The sequence below is a fragment of the Pseudomonas sp. N2-3-1-14 genome (assembly GCF_041228395.1).
Lineage (GTDB): Bacteria > Pseudomonadota > Gammaproteobacteria > Pseudomonadales > Pseudomonadaceae > Aquipseudomonas.
The window spans coordinates 272,285-287,831 of the sequence record NZ_CP166199.1 but is presented as its reverse complement, the minus strand read 5'-3'; the positions used below and the strand labels follow the sequence as shown (position 1 = coordinate 287,831).

Here is a 15,547-nt window from a genome sequence, read left to right as displayed (position 1 = left end):
AGCCCCGTAGAACGGGGCTTTGCGGGCTTTTTTTGGTGAGAGGGAACTAGCGCACCAAGTGCAGGAACTGCAGGTGCCGCTCGTACTGGTCGAGGATGTCGTTGATGATCTGCTCCTTGGTGTAGCCCACCAAATCGTAGTCCTGACTGCCCTCGCTCAAGTGCACTTCCGCCCGGTAGTAACGGCGGTTGTTGAGCTGCTTGGAGCCCATGCCGCCGCGCGCAAACGACGGCGTGAAATAGCCACGCATCTGCACTTGATACACGAACGGATGCTCTTCGCCGTGGCCGATTTCCAGGCTGACGCTGTCGTTGGACGGGTCGGGCTGGGTGACGACGCTGAGGCCTTTTTCGACAAACACCGCCGTCACTTCTTCGATCGCCGGGCGCACGGTGGTTTCAAGGAACCGGTACACCTCATCGCGCGACGGAAAATGCACCGCCTGGCTCAGGCGCTGGCGCCAACCGCCTGTGCCCTTGCGTGAGCCCGATACCGGCGCCAGCGAATGCAACTGGGCAATCTGCTTTTGCGATTCGAGGTGGAACGCCTTGTGCAGCCCCCACATCATCAGCAGCAGGATCAGCGAGAACGGCAACGAGGTCAGCACCACCGCCGACTTCAGCGAGTCGATGCTGCCGGCAAACAGCAAGGCACTGGTGACCAATGCAGTCATCGCGCCCCAGAACACACGCAGCCATTTCGGCCCGTCTTCATCGGCGTTACCGCCTTTGGACGACAAGGTCGACAGCACCACGGTGCCGGAGTCGGCCGAGGTGACGAAGAACACGAAGCTGATGAACACCGTGACCGCGATGACCGTCTTGCTCCACGGGTAAGTTTCCAGCAGCAAGTAAAGGCTCATCGACGGGTCATCGATGGCCGACTGGCCGAGGGCGGTCAAGCCGTGGTTGAGCACTTGGTCGATGGCGCTGTTGCCGAAGATCGACATCCACGCCAGGGTAAAGCCCAGCGGGATCAGCAGCACGCCGAACACGAACTCACGGATGGTGCGCCCACGGGAAATACGTGCGATGAACAGGCCCACGAACGGCGACCATGCAATCCACCAGGCCCAGTAGAACACCGTCCAACCGCCTAGCCAGTCGCTGGGTTTGTCGTAGGCGTACACATCGAAACTCTTGGTCGGCAAGGCGCCAAGGTAGTCGCCGATGTTCTGGATCAGGGTGTTGAGCAAGTGCTGGGTGGGCCCGGCGAACAACACAAACAGCAGCAGTGCGCAGGCCAGCAGCATGTTGATGTCGGACATCACCCGCACGCCCTTGTCGACACCGGAGACGGCGACGAGGATCGCGGCGCCCATCATCAGCGTGATCAGGCCGACCTGTATCCATTGGGTGTGGGCAATGCCGAACAGGTAATCCAGCCCGGAATTGAGGTGCAACACGCCAAAGCCCATGTCGGCGCCCAGGCCAAACACGGTGGCGATGATGCCGAAGCCATCCACTGCGTAGCCGATGGGGCCGTTGATGCGTTTGCCGATCAGCGGGTACAGCGCCGAGCGCAGCGCCAGCGGCAGGTTATGCCGGTAGGCGAAATACGCCAGGGCCATGCCAACAAACGCGAACACGCCCCAGCCGTGCAGGCCCCAGTGCAGAAACAGGATCTGCATGGCCTGGCGCGCGGCATCGGCGTTCATCGGCGCGCCTTGGGGCGGTTGCACCAGGTGCGTCAGCGGCTCGGACACGCAGAAGAAGAACAGCGTGATGCTGATCCCGGCCGCGAACAGCATGCCGGCCCAGGACAGGTAGCTGAATTCGGGCTCGTCGTGGTCGGCACCGAGTTTTATCTTGCCGTAGCCCGATAGCGCGGTGACCACCACGAAGACCAGATACAGCGTCATCGCGAGCATGTAGTACCAGCCGACCGTGTTGGCCGCCCAGTTTTGCGCAGCCAGCAGCCAGGCACCGGCCTGTTGCGGGATAGCGATGACGGTGATGCCAAATAGCAGGATGAAACTGGCGGCAAAGTAGAAAACGGGCGCATTCATGCGCACCATGCCGCTGGATGGGGTGGACGATGCACTCATGAACGATGCACCCCCAGGGTGTGGGATGTGGCTGTAAATAACGGACTCAGCAAAGGTAAGCCTCCTGTTGTGAGCGGGCAGCGAACCACCGGTTTAACTTGAACGAACATTCAAGTTAAACATGAATAGGCGGTTTGGGACTAATCGCAGGGCTGAGTGGTAGGTCATTCCTACACTAGCTCAGGGATTGGTATGACGGGTGCGCGAGGTAAATCGTTCAGCGATTTCGGGAAGAAACCTTCTCGGATTTGCAATGCGATCCAATGTGGGAGCTGGCTTGCCTGCGATGGCGGTGGGTCAGCAACACGTCTGTCGCCTGATACACCGCCATCGCAGGCAAGCCAGCTCCCACCTTCGATCAGCGCGTGGCTCAAAAACTATTTCTGCGCCCCATCCTCATGCTGCAAATTCGCCTGCGTGATATTCGCCCCCGCCGGCACACTGCGGGTCAGCCACACGTTGCCGCCAATCGTCGAGCCCTTGCCGATGGTGATCCGCCCCAGGATCGTCGCCCCGGCGTAGATCACCACATCATCTTCAACAATCGGATGGCGTGGATGGCCTTTTTGCAACTGCCCGTCCTCATCTGCCGGGAAGCGCTTGGCGCCCAACGTCACTGCCTGATAAATGCGCACCCGCTCGCCGATGATCGCGGTTTCGCCAATCACCACACCCGTCCCATGATCGATAAAGAAACTCGGGCCGATCTGCGCGCCCGGGTGAATGTCGATACCCGTGGCCGAGTGCGCGATCTCCGCGCTGATCCGCGCCAGCAGCGGCAGCCCGGCGCGGTACAGATGATGCGCCAGGCGATGGTGAATCACCGCCAGAATCCCCGGATAGCACAACAGCACTTCATCCACACTGCGCGCGGCGGGGTCGCCGTGGTAGGCGGCCAGCACGTCGGTGTCCAGCAGGCTGCGCAGCGACGGCAGGGCCAGGGCAAAATCCTGGATCAGGCGGATCGCCAGGGCATCGACCTCGCCGTCATCCTTGCCGCCCTGGCGTGCGGCGTAGCGCAGCTCCAGGCGCGCCTGGCCGAGCAGGGCATTCAAGGCGACGTCGAGGGTGTGGCCGACGTAAAAGTCTTCACTTTCTTCACGCAAGTCCACCGGCCCCAGGCGCATCGGGAACAACGCGCCGCACAGCGACTCAAGAATCTGCGCCACGGCCTCGCGCGACGGCAATTCGCGGCCGCCGTGCTCGCCACTCAAGCGGCCATTGCGCGTTCGCCACTGGTCCCGGGCGCTGCGCAGCTGGCTGACGATGGTCTGCAATTGCCAATGGCTGGAACGCTCACTCACGGTATTCACTCCTGACGAATTGCCCATCACTTTACGGTATGCACCCAGACGGCCCTTAAGAACCAATGGTGTGATGCTAAGAACTAACCGACATAAGCGATTGGCGGTTGCCGGTTGAAAAGTGCCTGCCTATAGTCGCCCCATCACTTAGCCACTGTGCGTCGCCATGATCAAACAACAGCTCGACCGTTTTAACCGCCTGGACCTGCTGGGCGGTGCCACTGCCCTGGAAAAACTCGAGCGGCTGTCGGCCTGGCTGGGCAGGGACATTTACGTCAAGCGCGATGACACCACGCCACTGGCCATGGGCGGCAACAAGCTGCGCAAACTCGAATACCTGGCTGCCGATGCCCTCGCTCAAGGCGCCGACACCCTGGTGACCGCCGGCGCGATCCAGTCCAACCATGTGCGCCAGACTGCTGCGCTGGCCGCCAAGTTGGGCCTGGGTTGCGTGGCACTGCTGGAGAACCCGACCGGCACCGAAGACCCGAACTACCTGGGCAACGGCAATCGCCTGTTGCTGGAGCTGTTTGACGCCAAAGTAGAACGGGTCGAGAACCTCGACAACGTTGACGACCAGCTCAATGCCCTCGCCGATCGCCTGCGCAGCAACGGCAAGAAGCCGTACCTGGTGCCGATCGGCGGTTCGAATGCACTCGGGGCGCTGGGTTACGTGCGCGCCGGGCTGGAGCTAGCCGGGCAGATCGAAGCCAGCGGCATTGAGTTCGCCGCCGTGGTACTCGCCTCCGGCAGTGCGGGCACCCACAGTGGCCTCGCCCTGGCGTTGAGCGAAGTGCTGCCAAATTTGCCGGTGGTGGGCATTACCGTGTCGCGCACCGAGCAAGCTCAGTTCCCGAAAGTGCAGGGCCTGGCCGAACGCACCGCCGAGTTGCTCGGCGTGGGCGTTCCCGACGCATTCAAAGTGATCCTGTGGGACGAATATTTCGGCCCGCGCTACGGCGAACCGAACGCCGGCACCCTGGCGGCGGTCAAGTTACTGGCAAGCCAGGAAGGCCTGCTGCTGGACCCGGTGTATACGGGCAAGGCCATGGCCGGCTTGCTCGATGGCATCGGTCGCCAGCGGTTTGAGGACGGGCCGATTATTTTCCTGCACACCGGCGGAGCGCCGGCGTTGTTTGCGTATGACTCCGTGTTTAACTGAATAAACACGGATCAAAATGTGGGAGCTGGCTTGCCTGCGATAGCGGTCAGTCGGCTACAAAAGTGTTGGCTGATACACCGCTATCGCGGGCAAGCCCGCTTCCACATTAGATCCACCACATATTCTTAAATCGCATAACAAATTGAATTTATATTATTTTCAAGTCTTAGAAACTGGCTTTATAGTCGCGCCGAAGGCGAAGACGCGCTTCGCGCTTTAAGGCAGGATACGACTACTACGTCACCTGCTTCGCTCAACATAAAAAACACAGGGGCTGTTCATGACTATTTCTGTATTCCGTCGCACGTTGCTGGTTGGCACATTGGGCTTGGCACTCGGGGCTGGTCTGATGGGCCAGGCCATCGCTGGTGAGCAGCTGGACACCATCAAGAAGGCCGGCGAGATCAAGATCGGCCTGGAAGGCACCTACCCGCCGTTCAGCTTCGTCGATGAAAGCGGCAAGCTCAGCGGTTTCGAAGTCGAGCTGTCCGAAGCGCTGGCCAAAGAGCTGGGCGTCAAGGTCAAGCTGCAAGCCACACCGTGGGACGGCATCCTCGCGGCCCTGGAATCCAAGCGCCTGGACGCCGTGGTCAACCAAGTGACCATCTCCGAAGAGCGCAAGAAGAAGTACGACTTCTCCAAGCCTTACACCGTTTCCGGTATCCAGGCGCTGGTGCTGAAGAAAAACGTCGACGCCATCAAAACCGCCGACGACCTCGCCGGCAAGAAAGTCGGCGTAGGCCTGGGCACCAACTACGAACAATGGCTCAAGGACAACCAACCCAAAGCCATCATCAAGACCTACAACGATGACCCTACCAAGTTCCAGGACCTGCGCATCGGGCGCATCGACGCCATCCTGATCGACCGTCTGGCCGCGCTGGAATACGCCAAGAAAGCCCCGGACACTGCTGCCGCCGGTGATGCTTTCTCCCGCCAGGAAGCCGGCATTGCCCTGCGCAAAGGCGAGCCTGAACTGCTCGACGCCGTGAACAAGGCCCTCGACAAACTGCGTGCCGACGGCACCTTGAAGAAGCTGTCCGAGAAATACTTCAACGCTGACGTCACTCAATAATGGAAGCAGGTTTCCAACTCGCGCTGGACTCCGCGCCCTTTCTGCTCAAGGGCGCGTACTACACGGTGATTCTTAGCCTCGGCGGGATGTTTTTCGGCTTGCTGCTGGGCTTCGGCCTGGCCTTGATGCGGTTGTCGCGCTTCAAGTTGGTCAGTTGGATCGCCCGCGTCTACGTGTCGTTCTTTCGCGGCACGCCCTTGCTGGTGCAGCTGTTCCTGATCTACTACGGCTTACCGCAAGTGGGCATCGAGCTGGACCCGATCCCGGCCGCCATGATTGGCTTTTCGCTGAACATGGCGGCTTACGCCTGTGAAATCCTGCGCGCCGCCATCAGCTCCATCGAGCGCGGCCAATGGGAAGCTGCAGCCAGTATCGGCATGACCCGTGCGCAGACCCTGCGCCGGGCCATCCTGCCGCAGGCCATGCGCACGGCCTTGCCGCCATTGGGCAACAGCTTTATTTCGCTGGTAAAAGACACGGCGCTGGCCGCTACCATCCAGGTGCCCGAGCTGTTCCGCCAGGCCCAATTGGTGTCTGCGCGCACCTTCGAAATTTTCACCATGTACCTCTCCGCTGCCCTGATCTACTGGATCCTGGCAAGCATCCTGGCGCATTTTCAGAACCGCCTGGAAGACCGGGTCAACCGGCATGACCTGGAGTCTTGAAGCATGATCGTGGTTGAAAAGCTGACCAAACAATTCAAGGGTCAGGTGGTACTCAACGGGATCGACCTTGAGGTCAAGGAAGGCGAAGTAGTCGCCATCATTGGCCCCAGTGGTTCCGGCAAGACCACCTTCCTGCGCTGCCTGAATTTCCTCGAAGAACCCACCAGCGGTCGCATCAAGGTGGGTGACATCGAGATCGACAGCAGCAAGCCGCTCAACCAGCAGCAAGGCCTGGTGCGGCGCTTGCGCCAGCACGTGGGTTTTGTGTTCCAGAACTTCAACCTGTTCCCGCACCGCACTGCGCTGGAAAACGTCATCGAAGGCCCGATGGTGGTCAAGAAGATGCCTCGCGAAGCAGCCACCGAACTGGGCCGCGCGCTGCTGGCCAGGGTCGGTCTGGCGGGCAAGGAAGGGTCTTACCCGCGGCGCTTGTCCGGTGGCCAGCAACAGCGCGTAGCAATCGCCCGTGCATTGGCCATGGAGCCGGAGGTGATTCTGTTTGACGAACCCACCTCGGCACTCGACCCGGAGCTGGTTGGTGAAGTACTGGCGACCATCCGCAGCCTGGCCGAAGAAAACCGCACCATGGTCATCGTCACCCACGAAATGAGCTTCGCCCGGGGTGTGGCCAACCGGGTGATCTTCTTCGACAAGGGCGTGATCGTCGAACAGGGCGAGGCCAAGGCGCTGTTTGCCAACCCCAAGGAAGAACGCACCAAGCAGTTCCTGAGCAAGTTTCTGGCCCACTGACACCCCAAAAAACCTAGGTGGGCGCTGGCTTGCGTGCGATGCGGGCACCTCGGTGTGTCAGTCACACCGCAGCGATGCTATCGCAGGCAAGCCAGCGCCCACCAAAGCGCGTTCCTACATAAAATCCTCGCGATAACGAATAAAACGCACCGCCGCACCCACCTTAAAATCCCCCGCCTCGTCAGCTCTTTCTGAATCTGCTCCAACCCGCCGTTTAGCCCTTTGCCGCCATTGACGCCCGCCGGCCAACCCTCTTATCTAGGGCCCAGAGGATTGGATCCTATCCCGGCTATTCACTGAATCGTTCCTTTCGGCACCCGGCGCACACTCGCGCCACGGGCGCCGGAACGATTGCTGCTGGCTGCATCAAGGAGATGACTTATGACGCGCACTGCACCCTCGGCCATGCTTACCGCACCGACGCTGCCCCAGGCTAATCGATACGGTATCAACGCCCTCGCCGCCGCCCAACTGCAGGTGGATATCGCCCCCTACCCCGGCATGGAGGAAGGCGACCTGATCGAGCTGTTCTGGAACAACTGCTTTGCCGACTCCCGGCGCGTGAGCGCGTGCAAAATCGGTACTCCCACCCGCCTGCGCATCCCGCAAAGCTTTGTGCAGGATGGCTCGGCGCAGATTCACTACCAGGTCATGCAGATCGGCCACGGCCCGGCCCGTTCGGCGGTCACGCACGTGCGGGTCAAGACCTGCCCACCCGGCGGCCAGCCGTCGCCCCTGTTCAGTGACGAAAACCAGAACCTTGCGCCCGTCAGCCTGCCCGACATGATCCGCCGCTACGGCATCAACGGTAGCCAGGTGCGGCGCGGCATTCCGCTGAGCATCGAGCCGTACGCGCATATGGCCACCGGCGACGCCATCACCCTGCGTTGGGGCGACGTGCGTCTGGACCTGCCGACGATCCAGAGCAAAGACGTCGGTCTGACGGTGCAGGTGTGGGTGCCCTCTGCGGTGATTGTCGAAGCGGGCGACGACTGCCGGCTGGACGTGACGTACTGCATTCTGGACCGCGTCGGCAATAATTCGCGCTGGGCACCCGCGCGCACGTTGAACATCGCCGCCTGCTCGGCGCAGGCGCCGGCCCGCCCGGCCGGGGCCACGTCGACCTATCAACCACGTCAGCCCGGTTCTCCCTGCGAACCTGGGTAACAGACCTTCTATGCATATTCCTAAAAGTTAGTTTATTTAAAAATTTAACAAGCTTAGGGTATATGCACCGGACCACCGGACATCTCTGATTTTTCTGTTTTTATTTCATTGAATGCGAGGTCGGTATGGTCAGAATTACCCCGGTGCATAACGCCAGGGCATTACGTGCAGCCAAGGAGCGGCGCTGATGTCTAACTTGGCTCTAACACCCCCCCAGAGTGATCTGGACGTAGCCCCACTGCTGTTGCCGGCGGCTGTGCTGCGCGACGACGCGCAAGCGTTGAGCGCAGCCCACGAACTGGCTCAGGCCGCGCGCCTGCAAGCGGCCAAGCGCGACCAGCAGCGCAAGCTGCCCTGGGCGCAGCTTGAGCAGTTCACCCGCAGCGGGCTCGGCAGTATTTCCATTCCCCGTGAATACGGTGGCCCACAGGTATCGTTCGTGACCCTGGCCGAGGTGTTCGCGATCATCAGCGCGGCAGACCCGGCCCTCGGGCAGATCCCGCAGAACCACTTCGGCATCCTGCATCTGCTGCAGGGCGCTGCCACCGAACGCCAGAAAAAACAGCTGTTCCAGAGCGTCCTCGACGGCTGGCGCATCGGTAATGGCGGCCCGGAACGCGGCACCAAAAACACCCTGGAACTCAAAGCGCGGCTCACCGCCCAAGGCGATGGCTACGTGGTCAGCGGCCAGAAGTTCTACTCCACCGGCGCGCTGTTTGCCCATTGGGTGGCGGTGAAGGCGTTGAACGATGACGGCAAACAAGTCATGGCCTTTGTGCGCCGTGGCACGCAAGGGCTGCGCATCGTTGACGATTGGTCGGGCTTCGGCCAACGCACCACCGCCAGCGGCACCGTGCTGCTTGACCGGGTACCGGTGGACGCCGAGCTGGTGATAGAGAACTGGCGCATCGGCGAAAGCCCGAACATCCAGGGCGCCGTCTCGCAATTGATCCAGGCGGCCATCGACGCCGGCATCGCCCGCGGCGCTCTGGATGACACCATCGCCTTCGTGCGTGAACGCTCGCGCCCATGGATCGACGCCAAGGTCGAACGCGCCAGCGATGACCTGTATGTGATCGCCGATATCGGCAAGCTGAAAATCGAACTGCATGCCGCCGAGGCACTGCTGCGCAAGGCCGGCAAGGTATTGGACGAGGTCAGCGCTGCGCCGATCACCGCGCAATCCGCCGCGCGCGCGTCGATTGCCGTGGCCGAAGCGAAAGTGCTGACCACCGAAGTCTCGCTGCTGGTCAGCGAAAAGCTCTTCGAGCTGGCCGGCAGTCGCGCCACCCTCGCCGAATTCAACCTCGACCGTCATTGGCGCAACGCCCGCGTGCACACCCTGCACGACCCGGTGCGCTGGAAGTATCACGCCATCGGCGCCTATCGCCTGAACGGCACGTTGCCGGCTCGTCATTCCTGGATCTGACCGACCAGACATCTGGAGAACATCATGACTTTCTCTACAAACGTCGCGGTTATCACCAGCGACGAACAAGCCCTTATTGTCGCCAGCGACCTGGCCGAAGACTTTCGTCGCGACAGCGCCCAGCGCGACCGCGAACGCCGCCTGCCCCTGCCCGAGCTGGACGTGTTTTCGCGCTCCGGCCTGTGGGGTATCAGCGTGCCGAAGGAACACGGCGGCGCGGGTGTGTCCAACGTCACCCTGGCCAAGGTCATTGCGCTGATTGCCCAGGCGGACGCCTCGCTGGGCCAGATCCCGCAAAACCATTTTTATGCCCTGGAAGTGCTGCGCGTGAATGGCAGCCCGGCGCAGCAAAAACGCCTGTACGCCGAGGTGCTCGCGGGCCAACGTTTCGGCAACGCCTTGGCGGAGCTGGGTACCAAAACTGCCCATGACCGGGTGACCCAAATCACCCGCGACGGCGACGGTTTTCGTATCACCGGCCGCAAGTTCTACTCCACCGGCGCCATCTACGCGCAACGCATCCCCACCTCAGTGGTGGATGAACACGGCGTGCAGCAACTGGCATTTGTGCCGCGCGACAGCGAAGGCCTGACGGTCATCGACGACTGGAGCGGCTTCGGCCAGCGCACCACCGGCAGCGGCTCCGTGGTGTTCGACAACGTGTGGGTTGCCGCACAGGATGTGGTCCCGTTCCAGAGCGCCTTCGAGCGCCCGACCACAGTCGGCCCATTGGCGCAGATCCTTCACGCTGCCATCGACACCGGCATCGCCCGTGCCGCCTTCGAGGATGCGCTGCATTTTGTGCGCACCAAGACCCGGCCGTGGATCGACTCCGGCAACGACAAGGCCACTGAAGACCCGCTCACCTTGAAAAGCTTCGGCCACCTGAGCATTCGCCTGCACGCCGCCGAGGCATTACTGGAACGCTCCGGTGAGTTCCTCGACCGCGCCCAGGCCGACAGCACTGCCGAAACCGTCGCGGCAGCGTCCATCGCCGTCGCCGAAGTGCGCGCCTTGAGCACTGAAATTTCCCTGGCCGCCGGCAGCACCTTGTTCGAACTGGCCGGCAGCCAGGCGACCCTGGCCGAACATGGCCTGGATCGCCACTGGCGCAACGCCCGCGTGCACACCCTGCACGACCCGGTGCGCTGGAAGTACCATGCGGTGGGCAATTACTACCTCAACGATGAAAACCCGCCACTGCGGGGGACCATCTGATGGCGAAGAAAAAGATCCTGCTCAATGCCTTCAACATGAACTGCATCGGGCACATCAACCACGGCCTGTGGACGCATCCACGGGACACCTCGACGCAGTACAAAACCCTCCAATACTGGACCGACCTGGCGCAGACCCTGGAGCGCGGGTTGTTCGACGGTTTGTTCATCGCCGACATTGTCGGCGTGTACGACGTCTACCAGAACTCCATCGACGTGCCGCTCAAAGAGTCGATCCAGCTGCCGGTCAATGACCCGTTGCTGCTGGTTTCGGCCATGGCGGCCGTCACCCAAAACCTCGGCTTCGGCCTCACCGCCAACCTCACCTACGAGCCGCCGTATCTGTTCGCCCGACGCATGTCCACCCTCGACCACCTGAGCCGTGGCCGGGTCGGCTGGAACATCGTAACCGGCTACCTCGACAGCGCCGCCAAGGCCATGGGCCTGACCGAACAGGTCGAGCATGACCGGCGCTACGACCAGGCCGATGAATACCTGCAAGTGCTGTACAAACTCTGGGAAGGCAGCTGGGAAGACGACGCGGTCATCAACGATCCACAGCAACGGGTCTATGCGCAGCCCGGCAAGGTGCACAAGGTTGAGCACCACGGCGAGTTCTATCAGGTCGAGGGTTATCACCTTTGCGAGCCGTCGCCGCAACGCACGCCGGTGCTGTTCCAGGCCGGCAGCTCGGAGCGCGGCTTGCTGTTCGCCGGGCGCCATGCCGAGTGCGTATTCATCAGCGGGCAGAACAAGGCCGCCACCAAGGTCCAGGTGGACAAGGTGCGCGCCAGTGCGGCCCAGGCGGGGCGCAACCCGGAGGACATCAAGGTGTTCATGGGCCTCAACGTGATCGTGGGCGCCACCGAAGAACTGGCCTGGGCCAAGCACGCCGAGTACGTGAGCTATGCCAGCCCGGAAGCCGGTGTGGCGCACTTCTCGGCCTCTACGGCAATCGACTTTGCTCAATACGAAATCGATGAACCGATCCAGTACGTGAAAAGCAACGCGATTCAGTCGGCCACCAAGAACCTGCAAAACAACGATTGGACGCGGCGCAAATTGCTCGAGCAGCACGCCCTCGGCGGGCGCTACATCACCTTGGTCGGCTCACCGGAACAGGTCGCTGACGAATTGGAATCGTGGATCAGCGAAACCGGGCTGGATGGCTTCAACCTGACGCGCATTGTCACGCCGGAAAGCTACGTGGACTTCATTGATCTGGTGGTGCCGGAGTTGCAGAAGCGTGGGTCGTACAAGACGGCTTATGAGGCCGGCACCTTGCGCGAAAAAGTCTTCCATGGCTCCGCGCGCTTACCCGAACAACACACCGGTTCCACCTACCGACACTGAACCAAAACTGTGGGAGCTGGCTTGCCTGCGATGGCGGTCTGTCAGGCACATTTTTTTTGCTGGCCCACCGCTATCGCAGGCAAGCCAGCTCCCACAGTTGACCGAGTTGTTTGCACTCACACCTTATGACTGGAAATCGATTATGAAAAAGACCCTGCTCACCCACCCAGTCAAAGCACTGGCCCTGGCCCTTGGTTTATTCAGCTCGGCGGTATTCGCCGCCGATGCACCGCTCAAAGTCGGCACCACCGCCGCCTTCGCGATTCCCTGGAAGCCGCCGTCGCCGAAGCCGACAAGCAAGGCCTGAAGGTCGAACTGGTGGAGTTCACCGACTGGATCGCGCCCAACGTCAGCCTCGCCGCCGGCGACATCGACGTGAACTACTTCCAGCACATCCCGTTCCTGGAAAACGCCAAGGCTGCCGCCGGGTTCGACCTGGTACCGTATGCGCCGGGCATCATCAATAACGTTGGCCTGTATTCGAAGAAGTACAAAAACTTCAACGACCTGCCTCAGGGCGCCAGCGTGGCGATCGCCAACGACCCAATCAACAGCGGTCGTGGCCTGCAACTGCTGGCCAAGGCCGGGCTGATCACGCTCAAGCCGGGCGTGGGTTACAAGGCCACCGAAGAAGACATCATCGCCAACCCGAAGAAGATCAAGATCCTGCAAGTGGAAGCCGTGCAGCTGGTGCGCGCCTATGACGACGCCGATCTGGTGCAGGGCTACCCGGCCTACATCCGTCTGTCCAAGACCTTCGATGCCGAGTCGGCGCTGCTGTTCGACGGCCTCGATCACCCGGAATACGTGATCCAGTTTGTGATCCAGCCCAAAAGCAAGACCGACCCGCGCGTGATCAAGTTCGTCGACATCTACCAGCACTCGCCGGTGGTACGCGCCGCGCTGGATAAATCCCTCGGCAAGCTCTACCAAGTCGGCTGGGAAGATAAAAAATGACCGCCGCCAACGCCCAACTGCGCGACCTGGGCACCGCGCCCAGGGACGCCGAGCAGACAGAACTGCACCCGGATTTGAACCGCGCCCATGTGCGGCTTATCAACCTGGGCAAAACCTATGACGGCAGCGTGCATGCCTTGCAAGGCATTGACCTGGCGATCCAGCGCGGTGAGGTATTCGGCATCATCGGCCGCAGCGGCGCCGGCAAATCCTCGCTGATCCGCACCATCAACCGCCTGGAGCAACCCAGCAGCGGGCGCGTGCTGATCGATCAGGTGGACATCGGCGAGTACGACGAAGACCGCCTGGTCGCGTTGCGTCGGCGCATCGGCATGATCTTCCAGCACTTCAACCTGATGTCGGCCAAAACGGTGTGGCAGAACGTCGAGCTGCCGCTGAAGGTCGCCGGCGTGCCCAAGCTGCAGCGCGAGCAAAAGGTGCGTGAGCTGCTGGAGCTGGTGGGTTTGCAGGACAAGCACAAGGCTTATCCCGCGCAGCTGTCCGGCGGGCAGAAACAGCGTGTCGGCATTGCCCGTTCGCTGGTGCACGACCCACAGATTCTGCTGTGCGACGAAGCCACCTCGGCCCTCGACCCGGAAACCACGCAGTCGATCCTCGGCCTGCTGCGCGAAATCAACAAACGCCTGGGCCTGACCATCGTGTTGATCACCCACGAGATGGCGGTGATCCGTGAAATCTGCGACCGCGTGGTGGTGCTTGAGCACGGTCGAATCGTAGAGCAAGGCCCAGTGTGGCAAGTATTCGGCAACCCGCAGCATGAGGTCAGCAAAACCCTGTTGGCGCCGCTGCAACACGGGCTGCCGGAAGAACTGCAAAACCGCCTGCAACTCACCCAGACATCGGCCGACGCCGCGTTGGTGCTGCGTTTGCAGTTCACCGGCAGCGATACCGATGAGCCAGACCTGGCCGCGCTGTTCGGCGCCCTTGGCGGACGCGTGCGCTTGCTGCAAGGCGGCGTGGAACGCATTCAGGGGCATGCCTTGGGGCAATTACTGTTGGCGGTGAATGGCTCGCCGCACAACGCACAAGCACTGCGCACCCTGGCCGGGCGTTGGGCGCAACAGGTGGAGGTGCTGGGCTATGTGGTTTGAGCGTTTATTGCAGGGCGCCATCGACACCCTATTGATGGTGGGCGTGTCGTCGTTGATCGCGCTGTTGGTAGGTATTCCGCTGGCGGTGTTTCTGGTCACCAGCGACAAGGGCGGCATCTACCAGGCACCGGCGCTGAACCGCGTGCTCGGCGCGTTCGTCAATCTGTTCCGCTCCATTCCGTTTCTGATCCTGATGGTGGCGCTGATCCCGTTTACCCGGCTGATTGTCGGCACCACCTATGGTGTGTGGGCGGCCGTTGTCCCGCTGACCATCGCCGCCACGCCGTTTTTCGCGCGGATCGCCGAGGTGAGCCTGCGCGAAGTGGACCACGGTTTGATCGAAGCCGCGCAGGCCATGGGCTGCCGCCGCTGGCACATCATCTGGCACGTGCTGTTGCCAGAAGCACTGCCAGGGATTGTGGGCGGATTCACGATCACGCTGGTGACCATGATCAACTCGTCAGCCATGGCGGGCGCCATCGGCGCAGGCGGCCTGGGTGACATTGCCTACCGCTACGGCTATCAGCGTTTCGATACGCAGATCATGCTCACCGTGATTGTGTTGCTGGTGATTCTCGTCGCGGTGATTCAGTTGGGCGGCGATCGCCTGGCTCGGGTGCTGAACAAGCGGTGAGGTATAGTCGGGCGATCTCAGCGCCCGGTATTCCCCGCCATGACCCTCAAGCCCGACGACCTCAACCAGATCACCTCCATCACCCTCGGCCACTACAACAAGGTGGCCGAGGACTTCCGTGAAGGCACCCGCGATCACGATGTCAGCCAGAACATCGACGCGCTGCTGCGCCATATCCAGGGTACAGCGCCGTTTACCGTGCTGGATTTCGGCTGCGGGCCGGGGCGTGATCTGCGGACGTTTACGCGTATGGGCCATATCGCCGTGGGGCTCGATGGCTGCGAACGGTTTGCGCAAATGGCCCGCGAGGACAGTGGCTGTGAAGTGCTGCAGCAGGACTTTCTCAAGCTGGACCTGCCGACCGAACGCTTCGACGGGGTGTTTGCCAACGCGGTGTTGTTTCATATTCCCAAGCAGGAGCTGCCACGGGTGCTCAAGCAGTTGCGTGGGGCGCTGAAGCCTGGCGGCGTGCTGTTCAGTTCCAACCCGCGCGGTGAAAACCTGGAAGGCTGGAACGGGCCTCGCTATGGGTCTTATCACGACCTTGAAACCTGGCAGGGTCTGCTGACGGCGGCCGGGTTTGTGGAGCTGGAGCATTACTACCGGCCGGCCGGGTTGCCGCGGGAACAGCAGCCTTGGTTGGCGAGTGTGTGGCGCAAACTGTAGATTTTCGTC

General features: G+C 61.6%; 13 protein-coding genes and 1 pseudogene. 12 read left to right on the top strand and 2 right to left on the bottom strand.

Features of this window, described 5'->3' with window-relative positions; translation table 11 throughout:
- Positions 1 to 46: 46 nt before the first annotated feature.
- Positions 47 to 2,008, bottom strand: a complete 1,962-nt coding sequence (gene betT / locus AB5I78_RS01210) for a choline transporter BetT (protein ID WP_178119672.1) — start codon at positions 2,006 to 2,008, stop codon at positions 47 to 49.
- A gap of 416 nt (positions 2,009 to 2,424) precedes the next feature.
- A complete protein-coding gene (gene epsC, locus AB5I78_RS01205) occupies positions 2,425 to 3,351 on the bottom strand; it encodes a serine O-acetyltransferase EpsC (protein WP_242201411.1) in 927 nt (308 codons plus the stop codon).
- A gap of 166 nt (positions 3,352 to 3,517) precedes the next feature.
- Between epsC and AB5I78_RS01200 the strand changes: the two genes are divergently transcribed.
- The 12 genes and pseudogenes from AB5I78_RS01200 to AB5I78_RS01145 all read left to right on the top strand — a co-directional run bounded on the left by AB5I78_RS01200 (position 3,518) and on the right by AB5I78_RS01145 (position 15,538).
- A complete protein-coding gene (locus tag AB5I78_RS01200; protein WP_369301788.1) occupies positions 3,518 to 4,513 on the top strand; it encodes a D-cysteine desulfhydrase in 996 nt (331 codons plus the stop codon).
- 280 nt (positions 4,514 to 4,793) lie between these two features.
- On the top strand, positions 4,794 to 5,588 hold the full coding sequence (gene tcyJ / locus AB5I78_RS01195) for a cystine ABC transporter substrate-binding protein (RefSeq protein ID WP_145159776.1): 795 nt from the start codon (positions 4,794 to 4,796) through the stop codon (positions 5,586 to 5,588).
- Complete coding sequence (tcyL, locus tag AB5I78_RS01190) at positions 5,588 to 6,253, top strand: cystine ABC transporter permease (protein ID WP_106577395.1); 666 nt, start codon at positions 5,588 to 5,590, stop codon at positions 6,251 to 6,253. Before tcyJ ends, tcyL begins: the two co-directional genes overlap by 1 nt.
- 3 nt (positions 6,254 to 6,256) lie before the next feature.
- Complete coding sequence (gene tcyN / locus AB5I78_RS01185; RefSeq protein WP_369301789.1) at positions 6,257 to 7,003, top strand: L-cystine ABC transporter ATP-binding protein TcyN; 747 nt, start codon at positions 6,257 to 6,259, stop codon at positions 7,001 to 7,003.
- Positions 7,004 to 7,384: 381 nt separating this feature from the next.
- Positions 7,385 to 8,170, top strand: coding sequence for a hypothetical protein (locus AB5I78_RS01180; protein ID WP_369301790.1), 786 nt, complete (start codon positions 7,385 to 7,387; stop codon positions 8,168 to 8,170).
- Between the two features lie 187 nt (positions 8,171 to 8,357).
- Positions 8,358 to 9,599 (top strand): SfnB family sulfur acquisition oxidoreductase, encoded by a 1,242-nt coding sequence (locus AB5I78_RS01175; protein ID WP_369301791.1) that lies wholly within the window; start codon positions 8,358 to 8,360, stop codon positions 9,597 to 9,599.
- Between the two features lie 24 nt (positions 9,600 to 9,623).
- Positions 9,624 to 10,817 (top strand): SfnB family sulfur acquisition oxidoreductase, encoded by a 1,194-nt coding sequence (locus tag AB5I78_RS01170; protein ID WP_369301792.1) that lies wholly within the window; start codon positions 9,624 to 9,626, stop codon positions 10,815 to 10,817.
- A complete protein-coding gene (locus AB5I78_RS01165) occupies positions 10,817 to 12,169 on the top strand; it encodes an LLM class flavin-dependent oxidoreductase (RefSeq protein ID WP_145159766.1) in 1,353 nt (450 codons plus the stop codon). The genes AB5I78_RS01170 and AB5I78_RS01165 overlap by 1 nt, the downstream gene beginning before the upstream one ends.
- 142 nt (positions 12,170 to 12,311) lie before the next feature.
- Positions 12,312 to 13,126: pseudogene (locus AB5I78_RS01160) on the top strand (MetQ/NlpA family ABC transporter substrate-binding protein).
- Positions 13,123 to 14,238 carry a methionine ABC transporter ATP-binding protein gene (locus AB5I78_RS01155; protein WP_369301794.1) on the top strand — a complete coding sequence of 372 codons (1,116 nt, stop codon included), beginning with the start codon at positions 13,123 to 13,125 and terminating at the stop codon, positions 14,236 to 14,238. The pseudogene AB5I78_RS01160 and the gene AB5I78_RS01155 overlap by 4 nt, the downstream one beginning before the upstream one ends.
- On the top strand, positions 14,228 to 14,872 hold the full coding sequence (locus tag AB5I78_RS01150; protein WP_145159760.1) for a methionine ABC transporter permease: 645 nt from the start codon (positions 14,228 to 14,230) through the stop codon (positions 14,870 to 14,872). The genes AB5I78_RS01155 and AB5I78_RS01150 overlap by 11 nt, the downstream gene beginning before the upstream one ends.
- A 39-nt stretch (positions 14,873 to 14,911) precedes the next feature.
- Positions 14,912 to 15,538 (top strand): class I SAM-dependent methyltransferase, encoded by a 627-nt coding sequence (locus AB5I78_RS01145; protein WP_369301795.1) that lies wholly within the window; start codon positions 14,912 to 14,914, stop codon positions 15,536 to 15,538.
- The last annotated feature ends 9 nt before the right edge of the window (positions 15,539 to 15,547 follow it).

Coding starts and splice junctions, on each gene's coding strand:
- betT (WP_178119672.1), bottom strand. CDS start 2,008: ATGAATGCGCCCGTTTTCTACTTTGCCGCCAGTTTCATCCTGCTATTT.
- AB5I78_RS01200 (WP_369301788.1), top strand. CDS start 3,518: ATGATCAAACAACAGCTCGACCGTTTTAACCGCCTGGACCTGCTGGGC.
- tcyJ (WP_145159776.1), top strand. CDS start 4,794: ATGACTATTTCTGTATTCCGTCGCACGTTGCTGGTTGGCACATTGGGC.
- tcyL (WP_106577395.1), top strand. CDS start 5,588: ATGGAAGCAGGTTTCCAACTCGCGCTGGACTCCGCGCCCTTTCTGCTC.
- tcyN (WP_369301789.1), top strand. CDS start 6,257: ATGATCGTGGTTGAAAAGCTGACCAAACAATTCAAGGGTCAGGTGGTA.
- AB5I78_RS01180 (WP_369301790.1), top strand. CDS start 7,385: ATGACGCGCACTGCACCCTCGGCCATGCTTACCGCACCGACGCTGCCC.
- AB5I78_RS01175 (WP_369301791.1), top strand. CDS start 8,358: ATGTCTAACTTGGCTCTAACACCCCCCCAGAGTGATCTGGACGTAGCC.
- AB5I78_RS01170 (WP_369301792.1), top strand. CDS start 9,624: ATGACTTTCTCTACAAACGTCGCGGTTATCACCAGCGACGAACAAGCC.
- AB5I78_RS01165 (WP_145159766.1), top strand. CDS start 10,817: ATGGCGAAGAAAAAGATCCTGCTCAATGCCTTCAACATGAACTGCATC.
- AB5I78_RS01155 (WP_369301794.1), top strand. CDS start 13,123: ATGACCGCCGCCAACGCCCAACTGCGCGACCTGGGCACCGCGCCCAGG.
- AB5I78_RS01150 (WP_145159760.1), top strand. CDS start 14,228: ATGTGGTTTGAGCGTTTATTGCAGGGCGCCATCGACACCCTATTGATG.
- AB5I78_RS01145 (WP_369301795.1), top strand. CDS start 14,912: ATGACCCTCAAGCCCGACGACCTCAACCAGATCACCTCCATCACCCTC.